This is a genomic window from Candidatus Zixiibacteriota bacterium, assembly GCA_016933955.1.
In the GTDB taxonomy this organism is placed as follows: domain Bacteria; phylum Zixibacteria; class MSB-5A5; order GN15; family PGXB01; genus JAFGTT01.
On record JAFGTT010000030.1, the window covers coordinates 1 to 22,665 of the forward strand.

Consider the following 22,665-nt stretch of genomic DNA (forward strand, 5'->3'; position numbering starts at 1 on the left):
GCCGGTGTAGGCCGCCTTGGGAATAATCCGCTGTTTCAAAACGACAAAGTCACAACTGTCAGATGCCGTCGGGGCAAAGAGCTCCTGATCAAACTCAATGGTCGAATCCTTGGAGACGAAAATACCAGAGTAACCATACTGGTAATCCGGATAAGTGCTGGAATCCGCCGAGGGACTGACCAGAGGACGGAAACCGTTTTCGGACAGCCAGGTGGCATCATACATGGCATAGTTCAGGACGGTGTCGCCGCTCTTGATCATGCATATAAAGGGACTCATATCATAGAGGTATACCTTGGCATGATCATCAGCTCCGCTGATGTTCTCCAGTGTGTCGCAATCATTGAAATAGTTCAGGTTATATCCGCCGCCACCGCCGGAGCCGCCATCACCGATATCACCTGTATTGGTAAACGACAGTCTCACGCAGGCCGTACGAATTTCAGAATCATCGGGGAACTGAACGGTATCGGCCACGATCAGATTGACCGGAAGCGTATCGATGCTTCCGCCGACGGAATTGGAATTGATGATCACATATCCGGTAAGAACAGCCGGCGCGGTCGTCACAACACCACCATCATTCATATACAAGTCGATGGTGGTAAAGTTGGGCGACAGGTGCGAAATCGTAATCGGGCCATAATTGCTGATATCGAGCCAGGCCGGATCGCCGGGCAGGGTCGCAACCGTAATAGAATTGATTGTCAGGGGAGCATTACCCACATTTTCCAGCCTTACCACCGTGTCAAGCTGAACGGTGGGTTTGGTCCAGGTCGGCTGATCAATTTTGGCCGGGGAGTAAGTCAGCACCGGGTTGGGAACCGGTTCCACGCAGGGAACCCGGAACCACTTGACCGGGTTGGTGGTCCAGATACCGGCATCCTGCATGCATGAGCCGGGGAATTTATCATTGATGTAAAGAACATCAAGATAAAAATCGCCGCTGTAAGATCCGGATGGATCGACAACCGGAACACCGGTGAAATCGCCGTCAACCACTTCCATACCGAAACGCGACATCGATGGATAATGATCGGATTCACAGGGATTTTCGGTTCCGGTGGCAGTATCGCACAATGGTGTTGGGGTATTGGTCAGGTTGCGAGCCAGATCCCAGTTATAACCGTCATTATCGGAAACGGAAATGTAAATTTCACCGTTGGCCGTTCCCGAATAACCGGCGCCTTGCCAGCGAAGCAGGGCGCAGTCCGAGATAATTCCATGAGGAACATCGAGGAACTGGGTGAAAATGGTATAGAACTTGCCGTCGCATTCGGAGATCATCGGGCGGACGATAGTAGTATTGTTCCAGGCGCCACCGGTACAGGTGCTGTCATTTATAGCATCATCGGTAATATCCCAGTTGGCATCCTTGACAGTCCGCCACTCATCGGTCGTTTCATCCCAATGGAACAGCCGTGAGCCATAAAAGTTGACCCATTCGCCCAGCGATGTTCCGGTGGTAATAGCTTCGCGGGCCACTGCTACGATATGCAGTTTATCATTGGAGTCGATAAGACCGTTTAAATCGCCGCTGAAAAGCCATCCGCCTTTAGTCGAGTCATAGCCGGAGATGTTCTGCTTTGATCCCCAGTTGGCTCCCATATCATTGGAAACCATGATAAAAATATCCAGCGTTCGTTGATAACTTCCCAGATCGGGATCCAGTCCGGGCTGGGTCATCGATTCGGGATCGCCGGGATACTGTCCCGGATCGCCGCCCCAGATCAAGGCCACTTTACCGCTCACCCGGGAGGCCGCGACAGACTGACAGATATTCGGAATGGTATCCACAATCATGGGCGGATAATCCCAGGCGCCCACAGTATCGGAACCGACCCGACGGAAATAATGCACGAACGACGGATCAATATCATTTTCAAACTGCATTGAAAAGACATGTGTGACCGTATCACCGTTCCAGACCTGATACTCATGTTGCGGCCAGATAAATTCGGCTTCATCGGTGTTCTGCTGGTTTGGCGGAACGCCGTAGTTCATGGTCGAATCAGGAACCGGTCGTTTATACGGTGAGAAGAAGCAGGCGGCGACGTCAAAATCATACCAAACGGTCGAAGCATAACCGGCTCCTTCATCGTGATGGTTGGCAATGACAACCTTGCCTTCGGTGTCGACATCCAGACCGATATAGCCGGAGTAGTTGACACCCGGGCCAAGACGGGCATGAATGTCGCAACCGCCGCCGGTCCCTTCAAATACGAATGTCGCTTCATCGGAATCCCAGACTTCATAACCGGTACCGCGATCGATACTAGCCAATTCATAGGTGGTCGATTTCATCCAGATCATGTGGACGTATTCACTGTTACGCCAGTCGATCTGGCGATTCATACGGGTGTTACTCTGCAGGTCGTAGGTAGTTATACCGACCTGAATACCGGGTGAAGTTGACCGAATTTCATCGAAACCCAAAGTCTGAGAACCGGTTTGCGGAGCATAGCCGATTTGATGCTCGGCTCCGGCCAGTTTGTGGCGGGTGTTTTTTTCCGACCAGATCCGGTGCGACCAGGTATTGTCGGTCGGAGTCTTGGCGGCAAACACGCCGATTGATAGAATGGCAATGATTATCAAGGAGAATATTATGATTGCCGATAATCTTTTCGTCATTCCTATCTCCTTTCGAAATCCATTTGTTTGTTCCCAACTTATCCCCCCGGAGGTTCATTCAAGCAATATCAAAGCCAACCGGGAGAATTTATAAACGACATTATAAATGTCGTTTACTGCTAATATTATTCGACCAACCACCCCCCTTCGAATATTACCCGTTAAGACGATTTTTGTTTAAAATTACATTTCGTAAACAAAACACAAAATAACCAGACGAACTACTGCTGAAGTCCGATTAAATATTGCCTAAACCGGGAAAACACAAAAATATTGCTCTTCCGTTCGCAATCCGTGCACCCGGTTACAGCAGGTGAGATGATATTAGAAATTTTTAAGGTCCAAAACCCATCAAATTAATTCATCGCGAATTAACATTATAAATATATAGTCTATGTCATAATCTGTCAATAGAAAGAATTGGCCCTGATGCAGGAAAATTTGTCCTGGATTTCAGTATTTATTGCCTGCCGGGAGCCGGATAATGACGGCGTTATTTTTGATTGACCGTGATAAATAAATTTCTATTAGCCATATATAACAACCATGAAAGCCTGAAGCCATTAAATCGCCGAATGGGGCTTTATTTGTCCTTGACATTTTTCCGGAGAAGTTTATTTTTTGGTATAAACTGATTGTATACATCGCCATTTCCTGAGGAGGGAAACCAGACGGAAATATTTTTATCCGGGCGATCCCGAATATATCCCTGATATTCCAATCCAGATTAAAGATTAAACAGGCAAAATAAACCTTTTACTTGGCCGGAAAGAAAAGGCCAATTTAAGCGGGAAACATATAGTAATTTCAATAAATAAAAAGGAGTGGGATTATGAAATTATTACGGACTACAGTAGTTTTTCTGGTGCTGACCGGATTGGCAATCGGGACCGGTGCCACCAGTATTACGGCCATTGTCCCGGAGGCCTCGCCAAATGGCAAAATTGTCGCGGGCAGTGATTTCACCATGGATATTTATCTGCAAAACGATTGGGCGGAGATGTTGGGGATCAGTTTTACTTGTACTATATACAGTCCGGATGGCAGTATTACAAATTTATCTCATCGTGATGTCGGAGGGACCAGCGCCGACAGTATTTATCCGGGCGGCTCATTTGGGGATCGATCGATCATTATGTTTAACGGATGGGGTGAGAAATGGAATTTTTTATATTCCTTTTTCGGTTTTGAGTGGGATGGAATTTTACCTGATATGATCAACTTCACCGGTGTCGGAACGCTGGGATGGCAGGTCGATCCCGAACCGACCAAATATATCAGCTTTGCTCTTCATGCCGATGAAACAGGGACTTTCTGTATCGATTCCATAAAGCCTGATAATGAAATATACGAATGGCTATTCGATGATCCTGAAGTTTATTTTAATGGACCATATTGTTGGGAAATATTCGAGGAGGGAGATTACCTGACGGTCAGCACCGATATAGTTGTGACCGAGTACTGGCCGGGATCGGATAATCCGGAAGACGTCACAATTTCAATCGGTTCCAGCATGAATCCGCTCAGCTGGGTGGCCTCCAATAACTCGACCTGGTTGAATCTTTTGCCCGACAGCGGGATTACTCCTGGAGAACTAATCCTGTCGTATGATGTTGATGGATTGACGGGTGAGGAGTATTATGATACAGTCATGATATCTGCCCCGGCGGCGCTAAACAGCCCCCATTATATCGAGGTTATCCTGACCAAGGGCAATATAATCTGGGATTCGGGTCAGGTCATTCATGTCCCGGCAGATTATTCGCTGATTCAGGAGGCTATCGAGGCGGCCAATGATTTCGATACGGTTCTTGTGACTTCTGGTGACTATGAGGAAAACATTAATTACCTGGGGAAGAGGATTAAAATAATCGGTGATGCGGGTGCCGAGTACACTGCTCTTCATCCTTATAATCCGGATATCCCGACTATCGCGTTCAATAATAATGAAGGCGTCGGGACCGAATTCTCCGGTTTCACCGTTTATGGCGGAGGAAACAGCTATACGGTCGTGGTAGGTGATAATTGCGAGCCGTTTATTCATCACAACATATTTCGGAATAATATTATGCCCGGGGGCCATAATATCGCCGTGATAACATGCCAGGGGGGGCATGCCATAATTACCCGTAATGTGTTTTATGAAAATGGCGGAATCAGTTGTGTCGGTATAAATTCAGGCACAGCGGATATTATCAATAATACATTCGATCGCAATAACCGCGGTATTTATACAATCAATAATCGAGGGGTGGCGAAAAATAATATCGTGGCCAATTCCAACGAATATGGAATTTACGGGAATTTCGAGATTGCCGATTATAATGATCTCTGGAATAATCATCCCAATTTTGCCGGCGATGCCTGGGCCGGGGTTGGAGATATTTCCGCCAATCCGCAATTTTATAATCCGGCCACATATGATTACGAACTAATGGGTAATTCACCCTGTATCGACGCCGGTGATCCTGCCCCGATTTATAGTGATCTCGACGGTTCCCGGAATGATATAGGCGCCATACCATATGAAATGGTCGATTACTATCCCATGACCAGACATGTCCCCTATGATTGCTCGACCATTCAAATGGCTATCGATTTATCATTATGGGCCGATACGGTTATTGTGCATCCCGGGATATATCACGAGGCGATCAATTTTAAGGGCAAAAACATCGTCGTCAAATCAAGTGACGGTCCTCTGGAGACAGCGATTACGAGCGATTCCAATCAAACCCTGGTGACTTTCAATCATGGCGAGAACTCCTACGCCTTGCTGGAGGGGTTTGCTCTTATCGGAGGCTGGATGGCGGTTTATTGCGGGAGTTCGGCTCCGACCATCAGGCATAATATCATGGCTGGTCAAGCAGTTACTGACTGGGCGGCGGTATCACTGGCCGGACCCGGCTATCCGCCCAGCGCCACTGCCGGCCCCGCCGGAGCCATCATAATCAACAATACCATTGTCCATAGCGCCAATGGCGGGATCTCCTCATTTTCAACCATCGCCCCGGTTATTAAAAACAATATCATCGCCTTTAATCAGGGTTACGGGATACACTGCCAGGGAATAGACAGTTCCCATGCTCAGCCGTTACTGTCGTACAATGATGTTTATAATAACCAGATTGAGTATATTAATATTCTTGATATCGGCGATGGGGCAATCAGTGACGATCCCGAATTCAATGCCGATTTCAGCCTTATGGCCGGTTCCCCCTGTGTCAATACCGGCGATCCCGATCCTGCCTATAACGATCCGGATGGTACCCGGAACGATATGGGGGCGATTCCGTCTGGCAGTCAGCCGCTTCTGGTTAATATGGTGCAGTGGCGGAGTGAGGATGGCGGCAATGATCACTGGTATGCCGTGATAACGGGGGAGCGTTACTGGGAAGATGCCCGGGTACTGGCCCAGACCCTGACTCAGGATTTTATGCCGGGCTATCTGGCCACGGCGGCATCGGCCGAAGAAAACGCTTTTATTCTCAATGAAGTTCTGGCCGGCCCAGCCCAGCCCGGTATTATGGATCAATTCTGGCTGGGTGGTTACTACGCTGATACCGAATGGTGCTGGATCACACAGGAGCCGTTTGTATTCAGCAACTGGGCGCTGGGTGAACCGAATAATGAAGGTATCGAAATCGCTCTGGCCATGTACGGGCCGAACAATGATCCTGACGATCCTCTTCACGCTCCCGGAACCTGGAATAACTGGCTTCCCAACGACAGTATCCACAGCCTGCATAAATGCTGGTCGGTGGTGGAGTGGGGTGAATTCGGCGAACCCCAGGTGACTCCAACTAATGAATGGATCAATGTTTATTGCGGGATGCCGATGATTGACGGCGAGGCAATCGCTCCCGGGACAATAATCACCGCCTATGATCCCGATGGAGTTCTCTGCGGTGTGATTCCGGTAAAGGATGACGGTTCTTACGGTTTTATGCCAATATATCGTGATGATATTTTTAGCGATTTCGATGAGGGTGCCGAACCGGGAGATTTAATCACTTTCCGGATTAATGGTCGACAGGTTGTCACCGATCCGGCGATTCTCTGGACGCAAAACGGCGATATTTTTGAACTCTGCGGATTTTCGACCGAGGTCTGCCGTACAATTCATCTCAACCAGGGGTGGAACCTGATTTCGTGGAATGTTGCCTATGAAGATCGGGTCGAGAATTTGATTACCGAGATTGTCGATTGTATTGATGTTATTCTCGGTTTCGGAATGGGCGGGTTAACCTACGATCCTGATCTGGATCAATTCGCCACCCTGGAAACCGTCGATTATAAACATGGTTACTGGTTCCGGATGGATTGCGCCGCCGATCTTGAGATATGCGGGATGCCGATCGGAGTGTATGATGGTATCAATATTTATTCCGGGCTTAACCTGATCAGCTACTGGCCCGATAAACCGCTTGCGGTTGAAACCGCCCTGGCTTCGGTTGTGGGCAATGTGGCATTCGTCCTGGGATTCGATAACGGCGGTTTGACCTGGATTCCCGGTTTTGACGCTTTTAACACGCTGACCGAAATGAAACCGCTGATGGGTTACTGGGTCAAGTCCGCATCCAACGGTTATCTCGGCTATCCCGGCTTTATAACAAATCCTGCGAAGACCGTATCCAAAACTGAGCGGAGTATAACCGGTCCAGTCCCGACCTCGAAATGGATGTCGGTCTATGGTTCGAATATGACGCTTGACAATCAACCGGTATCGGCCGAGGCTGTCATTGAAGTTTATTCGACAAATGATGTCCTTTGCGGAAAGGGCGTCTGTCGTGACGGGCTCCTTAAATTCACGCCGGTCTATGGCCTGGATGATATGGTGGGTAAAGCAACCGGCTATCCTGATGTAGCCGACCTGTTCATGATATATATCGATGGTGTCAGGACCTACCCGGATGTAGCCTGGATCGGTGCGGGTGAACGGATTGATATCAGTCGCCGTTTCACTTCCGAGAAAGATACGGATGGACTGCTACCAACCGAATATGCTCTCAGACAGAATTTCCCTAACCCGTTCAATGCATCGACCTCCATCGAATTCGATCTGCCGAAGGCCGGTCAGATCGAATTGATGATTTATAACGCCCTGGGACGCAAGGTCCGCAGTTTGATCAACAGCGGCTACGAAGCCGGTCGGCATTCGATTATCTGGGATGGTAATGACCAGAGCGGTCGCCCGGCGGCCTCCGGTATATATTTCTATGTTATTAAGGCAGGTGATTTTAGCGAATCAAGAAAGATGATGTTACTCAAGTAGCATACAGGTCCATGATCATAATTTCATAACGTATTTGCCCGGCGGATGTCTTGTCCGCCGGTTTTTTTTATTTTTATGGAATCCCCGACGGGTAGAAAAGGCTTGACGCCGGCCGCAGGAAGACTATATTAAAATATAATCTTGATGGGGCGGGAATTCGAGCACACTCCTGCAAATTGGATATCAATTTTCTTGGATCAAAGACTAACCTGTGATAAAGGTATTATGTCATTTGTTTGGGCCGTTATAATGTCGGTTGTGTATAGTTTGTATGAATGTACTTATAATGGAGGCGTAATTTATCGAATCAAAAATGATAATATAACCACCTTCGGCCAGAGTATTATTCATCATTGTTAATATGAATTAAAAACAGATTCTTTGTAGTTCTCGATGGCATCGCTAAATTTGGCGGGAGATTTGTTCTGGAACTCTCTTGATTGGCAAGAAAATCACCTTCTCTGGGGCGAATTCCGACTCGGTTCCGATGGATTATCCGGACAGGGGGGACGAGTCGGTAATAGACGGCGGCATAGGCCCAATATAAGGTCAAAGTGCCGCCGTTAATATTTGTGATTGACATGACGGTATGCTATCCCCGCCGGACAAAGTCATACTATACAGCGATTTTTCAGGAAGCATATTTGGTATAACTGGCTCATATAAGGCCGATTTCTTTTCAATTGATTAATACCCATATATTAATTACATTAGAAAACAACAATATCCATATTATGTTCGATATGACTAATTAACTATATAGAGGTATCTTATGTCCCTGATCACCGGATTAAGACATGGAGTGATTTATTCCCTGTTTCTGGGATTTATCGCCATGACATTATCAACCCGGAACTCTCTGGCTGATAACGGGCGGCTTTCGGGATCGTATGAAGCGACTTATAAAGCCCTGATGGAAATGAAACCGGATAAATATAATGGCGCATCAGTTTCCGATTTCATCATTAATCAGCCGGACCTGCAGATCATTCTGGAAGAAGGGAGTCTTTTTCTCTGTGAACCTATCAACGAACGCGTATGCGGAGCGTTTTTCAGCGGTTCGGGGAGAATTTTGTTCAATCCGCCAGATAAAATGGAGAAAATGCAGCTTCAACGATTTTATGAACAGGATACTCTGAACAGGGCTTTTTCCGATATGTTTCTGCTATTCTGTGACAGCACCGCCCGGAAATTGAAAAGTCAACTTGAATTTACTTATTTGGAAGTCCCCGGAAAGGCAAGGGGCGTGATCAAAGAGTGCCTGAAATATATGGGAGAGGATAAGGGCCTGGAATTCGATTGGCAGATTATCAAACCGCTACTCGATGGGACGGAGAATGGCCTTTTTTATGCCTATTTTGATGGTGAAGATGACGGAGTCCCTTTTTTTTATATGAACGATCCTACCGATGATGAGGAAATCTGTTTGATGCGGAAGAGCCCGGTAAGATTTTCAAAAAATAGAGAACCGATTTGTAAATATGATGCGGGCGAAACCCAATTGATCAGTTATCATATTGATAAATGCAGCCTGGTATGTGATTTCGGTTCCAACTTTGATTTTTCGGCAAGTGCCAGGCTGTTTTTTAAGGCCGGGTTCGCCGGTCAAAAATGGCTGTATTTTTACTTATATAGTGATCTGGAGGTAGATTCGGTTTTCGGCGGTGACGGCCGGCCTCTCGATTTCTTCAAGGGAGAGGAAAATCCAATTCTCTGGGTTGAATACCCCGCGATCCTTGACAGCACCCGGGTGGATTCCGTAACCATTTTTTATCATGGGGAACTAATCGACCGGAGTACCAACTGGCTGATTTTAAAATCATCAATCGGCTGGTATCCCTCTAATCCGGATATCCGGGAACGATCGATATTCGATATTACCTATAATTATCATAAGGACCATACCGTGGTCAGCGTCGGCGATAAGATATCGGAAAAAACCGAGAAAAAGGTGACGACTTCCCGCTACGTTACCTCAAAACCGATTCGCAATGCCTCTTTTAATATTGGCTTCTTCAAGGAATACAAGATTGAGCATGATGATATTCTGCCCGTTTCGGTGTACATTTCGGAGATGGGTCATCAGGAATTGAAGGAATATTATTTGTCTCTGGGGCTTTTATCCGGCAAGGATATGGAAAAACAGGTCGGCGGCGATGTCGCCACCAGTCTGGCTTTTTATCAGGCTGTATTGGATGCTTCCCCGGTGGATCACTTTGATGCCACTGAACTGAGTGACTTGGGCGGAGAGGCCTTTCCGGGATTGATCCATCTGTCTTTATTTAATTTTCAACGGACGGATAGAATGGGTTACGCCAAAATGCTAAGGGCGCATGAAGTTGCCCATCAATGGTGGGGAATCGGGGTCGATTATGAAAGTTATCGGGATAAGTGGTTAAGCGAGGGATTTGCCGAATATTTCAGTCTCTGGTACCTGCAATTGGTATATAAGGATAACAAACTGTTTTTTGACCATCTGAAGGAAACCCGCAGGGAGATTATCAATGAGCACAAGCGCAAAATCGATGATGATCGTTTTGCCGGGCCGATTGGCCTTGGGACGCGGGCTTCAAGTTCCGAGCGCCCAGATGGATATAACCTGATGTGCTATGATAAGGGAGCCTGGGTCCTGCATATGCTGCGGAATATGTTGATTGATTTGAAAACGATGAATGAAGATGTCTTTATGGGGCTCTTGCGCGATTTCTATCACACTTACGAGGGCAAGGCGGCCACCGTTGATGATTTCCGGGTTATAGCGGAGAAACATGCGGGCGAAAATCTGGATTGGTTTTTCAACCAGTGGATATATGATATCCATATCCCGAAATATAATTTTTCTTATAAAGTGGACGAGGTGGAAGATGATGGGGGAAAGAAGTATCTGGTCAGTTGCCGGGTGCGTCAGGAGAATGTCCCGGATGATTTTATCATGTATGTGCCGCTGTTTATCGATTTCGGCGAGGGCCGGACAGCTCGGGTACGGTATATGATTACCGGGCCGACAATGGATTTTGCTCTGCCGCCTTTGCCTCTGAAACCGAAAAAGATCGTTTTCAACGACTTGGAATCGGTTCTATGTGAAGTTGATAATGAAAAGTGGAAAGACTGATTTTTTCATGAAATAATACCCGCTAAAAAAGCCGGAATCAATTCTCCCGGCTTTTTTTATTTATCAGTGATTGAATCAGCCCTCTAAAACAACCATGCGGACTTTACGCCCCAGCTCGAAACACTGCCCCAGGATTTCCTGTGAGGGAACGTATTTCGAGGAAACGCCCTCATCGACCAGCGTCACTTTCATTTTCTCGAGCTGCTCGTTAAGCATTTTGGTGATCATGTTCTTCCAGCCATAGGAACCGAATGAAGCTCCGATTTTATTCATCGGTTTAAGACCCTGCAGATAGGAGAGCAGATCAGCCATTTTGGGCAGGATATGATTATTGATAATGGGAGACCCGATGATTATAGCGCGGGCATCGAGCATCTCGGTGGCAATATCACTACGATGGTTATAATGAAGGTCGAACAACCTGACACTTATCCCGTTGCCGGATAATCCCCGGCCAATGGCGCGAGCCATCCGGGCGGTACTTCCCCACATGGTATCATAAACCACCAGTGCCTTGGGAATGGTTTGCCCGTCTGACCATGAATGATAGGCTTTCATGATCTCGGGAATCCCCCGACGCCAGATAAGTCCATGGTCCGGGGCAATCATATCCGGCTCCAGTTTATTGGTCTCCAGTTTGGCCAGGAATTTAGCCACGGACGGTGAAGTCGGCATGAAAATATTGGCATAATATTTGGCCGACTGCCAGAATAATTCACCCTGGTTGACCTGATCGTCAAACCTTTCGCTGGTGGCCCAGTGCTGGCCGAAAATATCATTGGAGATAAGCAGTCTTTCTTCGGGTATATAAGATACCATGCTTTCCGGCCAATGTATCATGGGAGAACCGAAAAACTGTACCGTCCGTCCGCCCAGATCAAGACCATCTCCCTCCTTGATTATTTCAAACGGCCAGTCGGATCGGTTGTAGTGAGCCAGCAGGGCATCCTGGCAGATTTTGTTGCAGATGATTTTTTCCGGATGGACAAGGTCGATAATTTCCGCCAATGATCCGGTATGATCCATCTCGGCGTGGTTGCAGACGATATAATCGATTTTCCCCGGCTCAATAACCTCGCGGAGATTTTCGATAAATTCCCCGGTGAATTTGGCATTGACGGTATCGAACAGGACGGTTTTAGAAGTTCCTTTGACCAGGTAGGCATTGTAAGTGGATCCTTTTTCGGTCGAATAGCCGTGAAAATCACGCAGATCCCAATCGACGACACCGACCCAGTGGATATCTTTCTTTATTTCTGTCGGCAGCATAATTCTCCTCTGAAAATTTACACATTGACTAATTATCAGATAAATACGAATAAAAATGATTGATATAAGTTAAAAATCAGTAATCATGGGTTCCCAGGATTAGTTCCTTACCGAAATTTTCTTTGACCAGTTTTTTTATTTTATCCAGGTCAAGCGGGCATTGTCCGGTTTTTTGGGCTTTCATAACGCAGGTACCCAGGTGGATGGTATCGTAATCTCGATCGAGGCTTCGGGCGATTTCGTTCATCAAGGTTATTTTGGGCATAATTAATCCCGGGCAATCGCCGCAGTTGCCCAATGCGATCAACTCCACGTCATCATCGTAGGCGGCAAATTCACCCTCTTTTTTGCCTAATGCTTTTAAGCATTTTTCACAGGCGATACATAACTGATACTGAATTCTTTTGCATCCGATAATTGCCACTCTGGCCATATCGAGAACTCCTTTCGAAAAAAATATTTTCCATATATATATACTCAAATTAAGGCAATATTGGCCCGAAGACAAGTTTCTTTGTGGCAAAAGAGGCCGCCGAATTGAGTCATAATATTATAAAGGGCGGTCAGTCCCGAAATCACGATCCCGAGCCGCGGTAATTCAATCAATCTTAAGACCGATCTGTTCAAAATCCGAACATCTCTATTTTTCATTGTTCCGGTGGCGGTTTATAACCCCGGTTGCGGCACCGGCTTTGCACTTTAGACGTGTGAAAATACCGGCGAAGGCCGGTTATAAATATGAATAATAACAACATATGCCCGTCAATCGGGCCGGGAAAGGATTGATAAGTATGAAAGGAAAGTTAACGATTTTCACACTTACGGCACTAACCTGCATATTTGCCGCCGTTTCTTCAGGAGCGGCAGTTTTTGCCGGCGATATTATAGTCGAAAGTAAAAGCGTCATGGCCGGGGAATCTTTTACAGTAAAAGTATGGCTGGCGGGAAATGAATTGGATCTGACTTCACTCCGGCTCCCCCTTAAATTCGACAATCAGTATCTGACCTGCACTTATGTCGATTTCGATGGTTCTATGATAAGTTCCGGAATGGATGGATATTATCGAGTTGATGATGGCCAGGTGACAATTGCCTATGAACCGACCGCAATTAATCCTCTGGCAACTTTCTCCGATGATTCCGGGTTGGTTGCCACCCTGTATTTTACCGCGTCCGACGATGCCCCGGAAACATCCGTTGCCATCGATTCGATTTACCATCAAGAAGTCTTGAGTTATTCCGGGGCGGCGATCAGCAGATGGATTCGTTCGGAAATTTCCGATGGCAGTGGTGAGTCAGCTCTGGGCACCACTTTCGCGGCCGGGACCATTGAAATTCGGCGACCAACCGGCGTAGGCGATGAGTCCGACAACCTGTTGCCGGTGGCTTTTGAGTTAAATCAGAATTATCCCAATCCGTTTAATCCGACCACATCCATTTCCTTCAGCCTGCCCGAGAAGGCAACTGTCAGACTGGAGATTTTCAATTTGCTGGGACAGAGTGTTTCGATCCTGGCCGATGAAGAATTCCCGGCCGGTCATCACGAGCTTGTCTGGAATGCCGGCGATGTGCCCAGCGGGGTGTACTTTTACAGGATTTCGACCGGTAAGCAGAATCTGACCAGAAAGATGCTGCTTTTGAAATAAATCTTTTGTCCTTCCCTGCCGATTAATAAGGAGGATAGCCCTGATGTTGGGGTTATCCTCGATTTTATTGATATGTTGCAGGATACGAAAAATATAGAAGTCCCGGAGATTAAGGATTACGAAATTATCTCCAAAATCGGACAGGGGGGCATAGCTGAAATTTTCAAGGCCCGCCAGATTTCTCTTAATCGATACGTAGCCATAAAAATCCTCTTTCCGAACCTGATCAGCGATCCCGATATAGTCAAACGGTTCGACCAGGAGTCGGTTACCATTGCGCATCTCAACCATCCCAACATCGTTCATGTTATAGATAAAGGGGAGACTGACGGCCGTTACTATTTCATCATGGAATTTGTCGATGGGGTATCATTCAAAGACCTTATTAATTCCGAAAAGTACTCCATCAAAGAGAAACTGGAAGTCATAATCATGGTTCTCAAGGCCCTCGATTATGCTCATAAAAACGGGGTTATTCATCGGGATATCAAGCCGGCCAATATCCTGGTGGATAAGCAGGGTAACGCCCAGGTGGCGGATTTCGGGATCGCCCATATTGTCCATAAACCCGACCATGAGATGACCAGTTCCGATGTTGTCATGGGGACATTTGCTTACATGTCGCCGGAGCAGAAAATATCATCGGCCCATGTGACTCCCGCCGCCGACCTTTATCCGGTCGGCATTATTATTTATGAAATCCTGACCGGTCAGCGGCCATCCGGCCATTTTAAACTGCCCGGCGAACTCAATCCGCAGATTTCGGGGAAGTTCGATGATATTATAAAAAAGTGTTTGGCCCAGGATCCGCGGGATCGGTACCAAAAAGCGGTCGAACTTAAAAATGATATTCTCAATGTCATTTCCGGAAGTATCAAGGCCGGAAAAACACCGCGAAATGGATTTGTCGGGGTTGATTCCTTTATCGGCAAATGCCAGTTTCTGGATACGCTTAAGGAAAGTAAATACAGTTCAACGATGCTGGTGGAGAACAAGGAATCCCGGGATTTATTTATTATCAAGAAAAACGCCCGGAGTGGCAAAGGTCTCAAAGAGGCCCGTTTGCTCTCGAGCCTGAAGCATAAAAACATCATTCATATTTTCGGCGCCGGGGGCGATGAACGGCGGATGGTGGCGGTTATGGAATATGCTCCCGGCGGTTCTCTGGCCGACCGGATGGTTAAACCATATTCTTTCAAGGACGCCATGAGGATAATCGTGGCGGTGGCCGATGCTCTCGAATTTGCCGCCAAAAATGGTATTATTCACGGCAATTTGCGTCCCTCCAACATCCTTTTTACCGGCGATGAGGAAGTCCGGGTTACCGATTTTGGTCTACCACCTCATTACGACCTGATGGAAAAGAACTGGTATGCCCCTCCGGAAAAACAGATCAGCAAACATGGTGATGTTTTCAGCCTGGGAGTTATTCTGCACCAGATGCTGTTCGGCAAGAATCCGGTTTATGATCGTCAGAGTAATTTATTTCTGGGGCGCGATAAGGAATCGATGCCCCGGGGAATGGACACGATTCTTCAGAAAATGCTGGCTATCAGAATCGCCAAAAGGTATCGCTCGATCGATGAATTTCTGACTGACTGGGATCAGCTTCAAAAGAATCTGGTGGATACCAATAAACGCCGTCGCCCAATTCAGCCGGTTAAAAAGGGACTCGATAAGAAACAGAAAATCATTATCGCCGTTTCCGCCTCGGTTTTAATCATTGCTACGTTTCTGGCGATTTATTTCCTTCGATAATCTTTAAATCTAACCGATTGCTTATTTCAGCCATCTTTCCAGCCATTCAAATTGCTTTTCATAGACATACCGGTGGTTTTTTATTTTGCCCACAGCGTGCCCCTCATCGGGGAAATAGAGCAATTCCGAAGGGATTCCTCGTCTTTGAAGAGCCGTAAACATCTGAAATGCCTCGGAAACATCGACCCGATAATCCATCTGCCCGTGGATAATCATGGTCGGAGTGCTGAAATTTTTAAGATAGGTTGATGGCGAAGCCCGCTCGTATTCGACCCGGTTGGTCCAGGGCGTTCCCTTGAATTCCCATTCTGGGAACCAGAGTTCGTCAGCTGAGAAATAGCTGCTGATCTGGCTGAAGATGCCGTCGACCGTAATCAGGCATTGGAATCGGTCGGTGTGGCCGCAGATCCAGTTGGTCATGAAACCGCCGTAAGATCGGCCCAGGGCGGCCATGCGGGTGGAGTCGAGGAACGGTTTTTTTTCCAGAAGATAATCTACTCCGATCATTAAATCCTCATAATCCCCCTTACCCCAGTTGCCGGACACATATTCTTTGAATTCTTGTCCATAACCGACCGATCCGTGGGGGTCGATCTGGGCGACAGCATAACCGTGGGCCGCCATCAACTGAGTGTTCCAGCCGTAATAATTAAAATCTCCCAGCCAGCACCATTGCGGACCACCATGAATAAGGAGAACCAGCGGATATTTGATATGACTGTCGAAATCGGGCGGAAGAGTCAAAAATCCACGTACCGAATCGCCCATAAAACCTTTAAACCAGAATTCCTCAGCTGGACGCATATCTACCCGGGCGGTCAATTCATCAGAGAAATGGGAAAGCTGTTTTAATTTCCCGGTGTCGATTTCGTACAAATAAATTTCATAAGGTTTATTTGAGAGAGAGCGGCCAACCGCCAGAAAGCGGCCATCGGGGGAGATATCCATCCCCCGATAGCAGGCATCATAAAGCAATTTTTCGATTGATCGGTTTGCCGTGTCAATTCTCCATATCATAGAAAAACCATGCTCAATCGCCTGGAAGTAGATGAATCTTCCATCGGGACTCCACAGGAAATTTCCGACTGAACGATCATACTCCGAAGTCAGGTTGAATTTTTTCCCGTTTTCTCGATCATAGAGAACCAGGTCGGACTGATCCGATTCATAGCCCGGCCGGGCCTGCTCCAGATAGGCGATATAACGGCCATCGGGCGAGTACCGAGGATTACAATCCTGCCCCTGTTCGGGTGTAATCCGCTTGCTTTTTCCCCCTCCGGATGGAATGACAAACAGGTCGTTGTTGGTGCCAAGAGCCGGGATAGAATCGGTATTGGCGACATAACAGATTTCCTGTCCATCGGGAGAAAAACCATAATCGAGATTTCCGCCCAGAAGAGCAGCCGGGGCATCATAATCCGGATCGGTTACCGGGGTGATCTGGCCGGAAGTGTCGACTGTGAAAAGGCGGTTAGTACGCCCATCGTTCCAGAAGCAGTAATGCCGGAACAATAAATGATCGAAGATTTTGGCGCTGATCGGATTGCGGTCGATTTCTTCCAGGCGGCTTCGGTTGCAACTATCGGAGAGGCAGTCGGGAAAGACTCTCGAATAGAAGACAATCTTGTCCGAACCGGGCGCCCATTCCGGGCCCCTTGCTCCGGTGGCCAGCGATGTCAGGGGATGCGCTTCGCCGCCATCAAGCGGAAGAAGCCATATCTGGACTTCACCCTCACGGTCGGATTCGAAGGCCAGATATTTTCCATCCGGTGACCAGCGCGGCCGCCATTCTCCGGTGGGGCCGTTAGTTATCCGGTGCGGTTTGGCATCATCAATGGAGATTGTCCAGATGCGATCGACCGAGGAATCATCAGAGGTATCATAGGTTGTCACTTCCACTGCAATCCGGCGGCCATCGGGTGAAAAGCGAAGGTCACCGAATTGGGGAAAGGAATAGAGATCATTGAAAGTGATTTTCTCGGATCGGGCCTGATTGAAACTCGACATCAGTATAATTGTAAGAATTATAGTTGATATGATCATGTTAAAGTCTCCTTCGGAAAGCGATAATAAATAATAACTGACGATGCCCGAGGAGGCAATATAAAAGCCGTCGCCCTGCATTTGCGGACAGCGGCTCGTATTATGGAGTCCAAACTGATTATTGCCGGTCAGCGTTTATTATAATATTCCATGGCTTCCGGCATAATTTTCTTTATGTCTTCGATTCGTTTTTCATCGGATGGATGGGTCCTCAGTAATTCCGGCGTTGAACCAGAATTGTCGGCGGCCATCCTTTCCCAGAACGTCACCGCTTCACGGGGATCATAACCGGCCATGGCCATGAAAATCAAACCAAGATGATCAGCCTCGCTTTCATGCAAACGGCTGTATGGGAGTAGAACCCCGACATTGGCACCGATTCCAAAAGCCATCTGGGCCAGTTGTTGGGTTTCTTCGGGTTTGGATTCGAGAGCTTTGGAGAGGGCCATTCCGCCGAAATTGACAAGCAATCCCTGGCTCATCCGTTCGTTGCCGTGATTGGCCACGGCATGGGCGATTTCATGGCCTAAAACCACCGCCAGACCGGTTTCATTTTTGGTGACCGGAAGAATCCCGGTATAAACCACCACCTTACCGCCCGGCATACACCAGGCGTTGATCTGGGAATCCTCGACCAGATTGAATTCCCATTCATAACCATCAAGGTAACCGGTCATGTTATTGTCCGAAAAATATTTTTCGACGGCCTGCTGGATATTTGTCCCAACCCGTTTCACCATCACGGTTTTCTCCTGATCAGTGCTCAGTTTATTGGCCGACAGGAAATCGGAATATTGCTGAAAACTCAGGGAATTAATACTCGAACTGGGAATTAAATTCAGTCCCTTCCGACCGGTTATCGGAACGGTGGCGCATGAAATAGTCAGTAACATCAATACCAGGGCTATTGAAATAGTCTTCGTCATTTTAGGATTCATATTGGCCTCTCAAATGAATGTTTTGATATATAACCGAAAATTTTATTCCGGGTTCAAGAATTTTCTTATAGAATATTATCCATATTGTCAATAACGGACAAGCCTTTTTTGGGATCAGTCTGACGAAAGGTCCGATTATTGCGACATGCCCGAATAATCTAATAACCAGAGACGCGACAGGTACGGTGTATCATCCGGCCCGGGGGCATAAGTTGCCAATTTGACCGGACCGAGGTCGGGAACCAGGTAAAAAGTCTCGACCGTCGGAAAACTAACCTGGGGAGTCATAGTATAGACATGGCAGGAATAGTCGCCGCTGGTGAGAGTGACAATGGCATCGGTGGAAGCTACCCGGGCGGTAATATTCTGATCGGCGCCTGTCAGATAGGAATCATCGACGGTGGCCGGATATTCAAGCCAGAGCGATGAAGATACCGCCGAGGCGGATTTCTCGGTTGCGAAGTAGTAGGCCCAGATCCCATCATCCTGATTGGCCAAGAATTGGGGGTAAGTGACAGTATCATCAAGGGCGACCGTTTCCAGCACATACCAGGTTTTATTGCTGATTGTGTTCGTATTCCTCACATGAAATTCATACTGGTAGGAATTTACCAGAACGCCGTAGGGATCATACTCATTCATGGTCCCGACCCACCGATAACCGACCGTCAGCGGCCAGATAACAGTCCCTTCACTTCCCGTGCCGTCATCGCCGCAGGAGACAGTCATTATCAGGACCAGCAGGACTATTTTCAAAAAAATTATTTTCATCAATTTTTATACTCCCGATTGATGGGCGGTTTCCATGAAAAAGGCTTGCTTGGTATATCACTAATGTGACCTAAAGAAACCTTGACTCAGTAAGTCCAGGTCCCTGATATATTCGGCTGGCTGATATAATCAAACCATTCCCCGGATGATTCCGATCCGGATTTAATCCAGGTCACTTTCCAGACCGGAGTGCCGTTCCGCGAATGCTGGGCATATCCGTCTCCTCCAGACCGAAATACGGCCTCGAGTTCATAAGTATTAAGGTCATTATCAAACCAGTTCATATTCATGGTTATATCGCCGTCATCGTTTTTGGTCCATTCCCAGTGAGTGGTATCATTACCCGAAAAATCGGTATAAAGCTCCATCCACCCCTCCGATTCATCGGCCGCCTGTTCTGCTTCAATGATTTTGCAGTCGTTATAGATGATATCACCATCGGTTCCATCATAAAAAATCCACCAGTGATATCCGGCGGAGGTCTCTTTGCGGTCCATGGTCACGGTAATATCAACGATTTCCCAGGAATATGAAACGGAATCATCGGCCCGGATTCCCGCACTGACACATCCGGCCATATCAGGGGGGTCGAAAACTTCGAGATAATCGGTGGCGGCTGAAATATATTCGGCCGCCTGCCCGGCAAAATAGTTGCCGCATTTCGACATTGGTCCATAAGGATAGACAACCTTTACAACCAGCGGGGCGGCAATATCCGACATTTCCGGTCCGGTCGTCTTATCATCGGAGCAACCTGCGATCAAAATTACCGCCACGACAATTAAAAGCCGGCGATTGATCATGTGGAGATCCATATGTTTCCCTTTTATATGTTTAATCTTGCCCAAGTAGCTGTTTAGAATATAATGCTGATCCTCAGAATATGTCAATATCAGGAATTCAACATGCCGGAATAAAAAAATACGGGAATCGTTTCCGATTCCCGCCGTTGGCAACTTTAAGGAGAAACAGAATGTTCTTTTCAATTTCCTACCGGCGAATCGACGAAAAGTTCCGAAATTTATTAAATTAATCGGGTTCTTGACATTTTCATTGCCGGTGTATAATCTTTCACGGTATAAAATTCTGAGGAGTCAAAAATGAAATATAATGGAATAAAATACGAACCATTCGTTTCAGCTTTCAGCGATAGGGATTATTCCGGCCGGCTGGTGGGAAGAACCATCACCAGAAAAATACCGCATCGGAAAAATAAAGTGGTCTCCCTGGAGGAAGTGATGGAGGTGATCGCCGATGGCGATACCATATCTTACCCGCATTATTACCGGACCGGCGACTGCGGCTTGAAGCTGGTGGTCGATACCCTAAGGAAAACGGGGAAAAAGAATATTAAAGTTTACGGCAATGCTTTTTTTGACAATGTCGATCCCTGGTTAATCGAGGCCGTCCAGGAGGGAGTTATCGGTGGGCTGTACGGCAATGCCTACCGGAAATTGGGAAATCATGTTGTCAATGGTGAATTACTGCCCTGGGTGGGAGTAGGTTTTTCACATGGCAACCGGGTGAGAAAACTCCAGACCGGCGAGGTGACGGTCAAAGTGGCCTTCGGACCGGTACCAATTGCCGATGCTTATGGCAATGCCAACGGACTTCTCGGTAAACCGGAACATCTTTGCGGTCCCGTTGGTCTTTTCTCGGCCGATGCCGAGTACGCCGAATATGTTTGTTTGTTGGCCGGGACAATCAGTCCGACGGTAGTCATGCCCACTCCGATTTCCATGGAACAGGTGGATTTCGTGGTAAAAGTCGATACCCCCGGTTTAAATAGCGGAATCGGATCCGGGACGCTTGATATGAACAAAGCCCGCACCAATCCTTTCAACGCCAGGGTGGCGGACAATATCACCCGGGTTATCAAAGCCGCCGGAGTGGTGAAGAATGATTTCAGTTTTCAGGTCGGGAGCGGGGCCGGGCTTCTTATCCTGGAAAATATCCGGAGTATGCTCAAGGAGATGAATATCCGGGCCAATTTTTCTATCGGCGGAGTAACCTCGTTGCACGTCGATATGCTTGATGAGGGAACGCTCCACCAGCTTATGCATGGCCAGCTCTTCGAGCCCAGTCCCAGAATGTTCGAATCACTTCTGACAAATCATCATCATCACGAAATCACGACCGCCTATTATGCTTCGGTGGCCAATAAGGAAGCGGCAGTTAACCTGCTGGATTTGGCGGTTCTGTCGACCCTCGAAGTCGATCTGGAGTTCAACCTGAATACGGTCTGTGCCGGGGGACGGATAATCGGAGGAATCGGAGGCGGGCAGGATGTCGCGGCCGGGGCCGATCTGACGATTATTTTCATGCCGCTGGCCACGGGTAAGGACGGAAAAGGTTTTCCTAAGGTGGTTGATAAAGTATATACCCGGACCACCCCTGGTGAGGTCATTGATGTCGTGGTCACCGAGGATTATGCCGCGGTTAATCCGAAAAGCCGAAGCAGTTATAAAGAAGCCATTCTGGAACGGGCCGCGGATTTCGGGGTGAAACTTCTGGATATTGAGCAATTGCATCAGAAGGCGCAGGATAAAGCCCATGAGTTCGGGACGATTCCGCCGACGGCGGAAATCGGCGATGAGGCGGTTCATGTGATTGAATGGCGCGATGGGACTCTCCTCGATACGATCAAAAAAACAGCCGGATAAGGACCCGGAGGGAATAATATGCGGTCGGTCGACGAGAGAAATAAAATGATCGAAAAAATCAGAACCCTGCCCCAGGTTCTGGCCCGGACGGTTTGCGATCTTGATGATGAGCAACTCGACACGCCGTACGGTGACGGCAAGTGGACAGTCCGTCAGGTCGTCCATCATCTTGCCGATGCCCATCTTAATGCCTTTGCCAGGATGAAACTGATTCTGACTGAAGATAATCCGGTTCTTAAAACCTACGATCAGGACCGCTGGACGGAAACGATCGACGCTCGGCAAATCAACGTGCAATCCTCGCTTCTGATATTGACCGGACTCCATTTACGCTGGTGCGAGTTAATGGAATCCCTGAGCGAAAAAGACTGGTCTCGATCGGCCAGCCACCCCGAAATCGGCGAAGTGACGATGATACGCCTGCTGGAAATTTATTCCGGTCACGGCGAAAACCATCTCAGCCAGATTAAAAAATTAAGAGAAGTCAAAAACTGGTAAACTCGTCAGATTATCATAAATAAGCCCGCCCTAAGCAGCGGGCTTATTATTTTGAAGACCG

The 22,665-nt window shown here is 47.6% G+C and carries 13 protein-coding genes; 6 read left to right on the forward strand and 7 right to left on the reverse strand.

Annotated elements, in window-relative coordinates; all coding sequences use genetic code 11:
* On the reverse strand, nucleotides 1-2,631 hold a 2,631-nt coding region (locus JXQ28_10385), incomplete at its 3' end, for a hypothetical protein (protein MBN2278141.1).
* An 832-nt stretch (nucleotides 2,632-3,463) separates the two neighbouring features.
* Between JXQ28_10385 and JXQ28_10390 the strand changes: the two genes are divergently transcribed.
* Both JXQ28_10390 and JXQ28_10395 read left to right on the forward strand, forming a co-directional pair.
* Nucleotides 3,464-7,906, forward strand: coding sequence for a T9SS type A sorting domain-containing protein (locus tag JXQ28_10390; GenBank protein ID MBN2278142.1), 4,443 nt, complete (start codon nucleotides 3,464-3,466; stop codon nucleotides 7,904-7,906).
* Nucleotides 7,907-8,678: 772 nt separating this feature from the next.
* Complete coding sequence (locus JXQ28_10395; protein MBN2278143.1) at nucleotides 8,679-11,018, forward strand: hypothetical protein; 2,340 nt, start codon at nucleotides 8,679-8,681, stop codon at nucleotides 11,016-11,018.
* A 75-nt stretch (nucleotides 11,019-11,093) separates the two neighbouring features.
* Here the strand turns inward: JXQ28_10395 and JXQ28_10400 are convergent, their stop codons facing one another.
* Both JXQ28_10400 and JXQ28_10405 read right to left on the reverse strand, forming a co-directional pair.
* Complete coding sequence (locus JXQ28_10400; protein MBN2278144.1) at nucleotides 11,094-12,287, reverse strand: FprA family A-type flavoprotein; 1,194 nt, start codon at nucleotides 12,285-12,287, stop codon at nucleotides 11,094-11,096.
* 76 nt (nucleotides 12,288-12,363) lie between these two features.
* Nucleotides 12,364-12,720, reverse strand: a complete 357-nt coding sequence (locus JXQ28_10405) for a CGGC domain-containing protein (protein ID MBN2278145.1) — start codon at nucleotides 12,718-12,720, stop codon at nucleotides 12,364-12,366.
* A 358-nt stretch (nucleotides 12,721-13,078) separates the two neighbouring features.
* Between JXQ28_10405 and JXQ28_10410 the strand changes: the two genes are divergently transcribed.
* The gene (locus JXQ28_10410; GenBank protein ID MBN2278146.1) at nucleotides 13,079-13,933 is read left to right on the forward strand and encodes a T9SS type A sorting domain-containing protein; all 855 of its coding nucleotides are present in this window, start codon (nucleotides 13,079-13,081) and stop codon (nucleotides 13,931-13,933) included.
* 72 nt (nucleotides 13,934-14,005) lie between these two features.
* Nucleotides 14,006-15,691: a serine/threonine protein kinase gene (locus JXQ28_10415; protein MBN2278147.1), complete on the forward strand. Its 1,686-nt coding sequence runs from the start codon at nucleotides 14,006-14,008 to the stop codon at nucleotides 15,689-15,691.
* Between the two features lie 21 nt (nucleotides 15,692-15,712).
* Here JXQ28_10415 and JXQ28_10420 read toward each other — a convergent pair whose 3' ends face one another.
* The 4 genes from JXQ28_10420 to JXQ28_10435 all read right to left on the reverse strand — a co-directional run bounded on the left by JXQ28_10420 (nucleotide 15,713) and on the right by JXQ28_10435 (nucleotide 20,258).
* Nucleotides 15,713-17,734 carry a S9 family peptidase gene (locus JXQ28_10420; protein ID MBN2278148.1) on the reverse strand — a complete coding sequence of 674 codons (2,022 nt, stop codon included), beginning with the start codon at nucleotides 17,732-17,734 and terminating at the stop codon, nucleotides 15,713-15,715.
* A 128-nt stretch (nucleotides 17,735-17,862) separates the two neighbouring features.
* Complete coding sequence (locus JXQ28_10425) at nucleotides 17,863-18,660, reverse strand: M48 family metallopeptidase (protein ID MBN2278149.1); 798 nt, start codon at nucleotides 18,658-18,660, stop codon at nucleotides 17,863-17,865.
* Between the two features lie 147 nt (nucleotides 18,661-18,807).
* The gene (locus tag JXQ28_10430) at nucleotides 18,808-19,443 is read right to left on the reverse strand and encodes a hypothetical protein (protein ID MBN2278150.1); all 636 of its coding nucleotides are present in this window, start codon (nucleotides 19,441-19,443) and stop codon (nucleotides 18,808-18,810) included.
* Nucleotides 19,444-19,529: 86 nt separating this feature from the next.
* Nucleotides 19,530-20,258 carry a hypothetical protein gene (locus tag JXQ28_10435; protein ID MBN2278151.1) on the reverse strand — a complete coding sequence of 243 codons (729 nt, stop codon included), beginning with the start codon at nucleotides 20,256-20,258 and terminating at the stop codon, nucleotides 19,530-19,532.
* Nucleotides 20,259-20,543: 285 nt separating this feature from the next.
* Between JXQ28_10435 and JXQ28_10440 the strand changes: the two genes are divergently transcribed.
* Together JXQ28_10440 and JXQ28_10445 are read left to right on the forward strand one after the other, a co-directional pair.
* On the forward strand, nucleotides 20,544-22,106 hold the full coding sequence (locus JXQ28_10440) for a hypothetical protein (GenBank protein ID MBN2278152.1): 1,563 nt from the start codon (nucleotides 20,544-20,546) through the stop codon (nucleotides 22,104-22,106).
* 18 nt (nucleotides 22,107-22,124) lie between these two features.
* Nucleotides 22,125-22,604: a putative metal-dependent hydrolase gene (locus tag JXQ28_10445; protein MBN2278153.1), complete on the forward strand. Its 480-nt coding sequence runs from the start codon at nucleotides 22,125-22,127 to the stop codon at nucleotides 22,602-22,604.
* Nucleotides 22,605-22,665 lie beyond the last annotated feature (61 nt).

Excerpts from the sequence above, each read along its gene's own strand:
- JXQ28_10390 (MBN2278142.1), top strand. The coding sequence starts at position 3,464 with ATGAAATTATTACGGACTACAGTAGTTTTTCTGGTGCTGACCGGATTG.
- JXQ28_10395 (MBN2278143.1), top strand. The coding sequence starts at position 8,679 with ATGTCCCTGATCACCGGATTAAGACATGGAGTGATTTATTCCCTGTTT.
- JXQ28_10400 (MBN2278144.1), bottom strand. The coding sequence starts at position 12,287 with ATGCTGCCGACAGAAATAAAGAAAGATATCCACTGGGTCGGTGTCGTC.
- JXQ28_10405 (MBN2278145.1), bottom strand. The coding sequence starts at position 12,720 with ATGGCCAGAGTGGCAATTATCGGATGCAAAAGAATTCAGTATCAGTTA.
- JXQ28_10410 (MBN2278146.1), top strand. The coding sequence starts at position 13,079 with ATGAAAGGAAAGTTAACGATTTTCACACTTACGGCACTAACCTGCATA.
- JXQ28_10415 (MBN2278147.1), top strand. The coding sequence starts at position 14,006 with ATGTTGCAGGATACGAAAAATATAGAAGTCCCGGAGATTAAGGATTAC.
- JXQ28_10420 (MBN2278148.1), bottom strand. The coding sequence starts at position 17,734 with ATGATCATATCAACTATAATTCTTACAATTATACTGATGTCGAGTTTC.
- JXQ28_10425 (MBN2278149.1), bottom strand. The coding sequence starts at position 18,660 with ATGACGAAGACTATTTCAATAGCCCTGGTATTGATGTTACTGACTATT.
- JXQ28_10430 (MBN2278150.1), bottom strand. The coding sequence starts at position 19,443 with ATGAAAATAATTTTTTTGAAAATAGTCCTGCTGGTCCTGATAATGACT.
- JXQ28_10435 (MBN2278151.1), bottom strand. The coding sequence starts at position 20,258 with ATGGATCTCCACATGATCAATCGCCGGCTTTTAATTGTCGTGGCGGTA.
- JXQ28_10440 (MBN2278152.1), top strand. The coding sequence starts at position 20,544 with ATGAAATATAATGGAATAAAATACGAACCATTCGTTTCAGCTTTCAGC.
- JXQ28_10445 (MBN2278153.1), top strand. The coding sequence starts at position 22,125 with ATGCGGTCGGTCGACGAGAGAAATAAAATGATCGAAAAAATCAGAACC.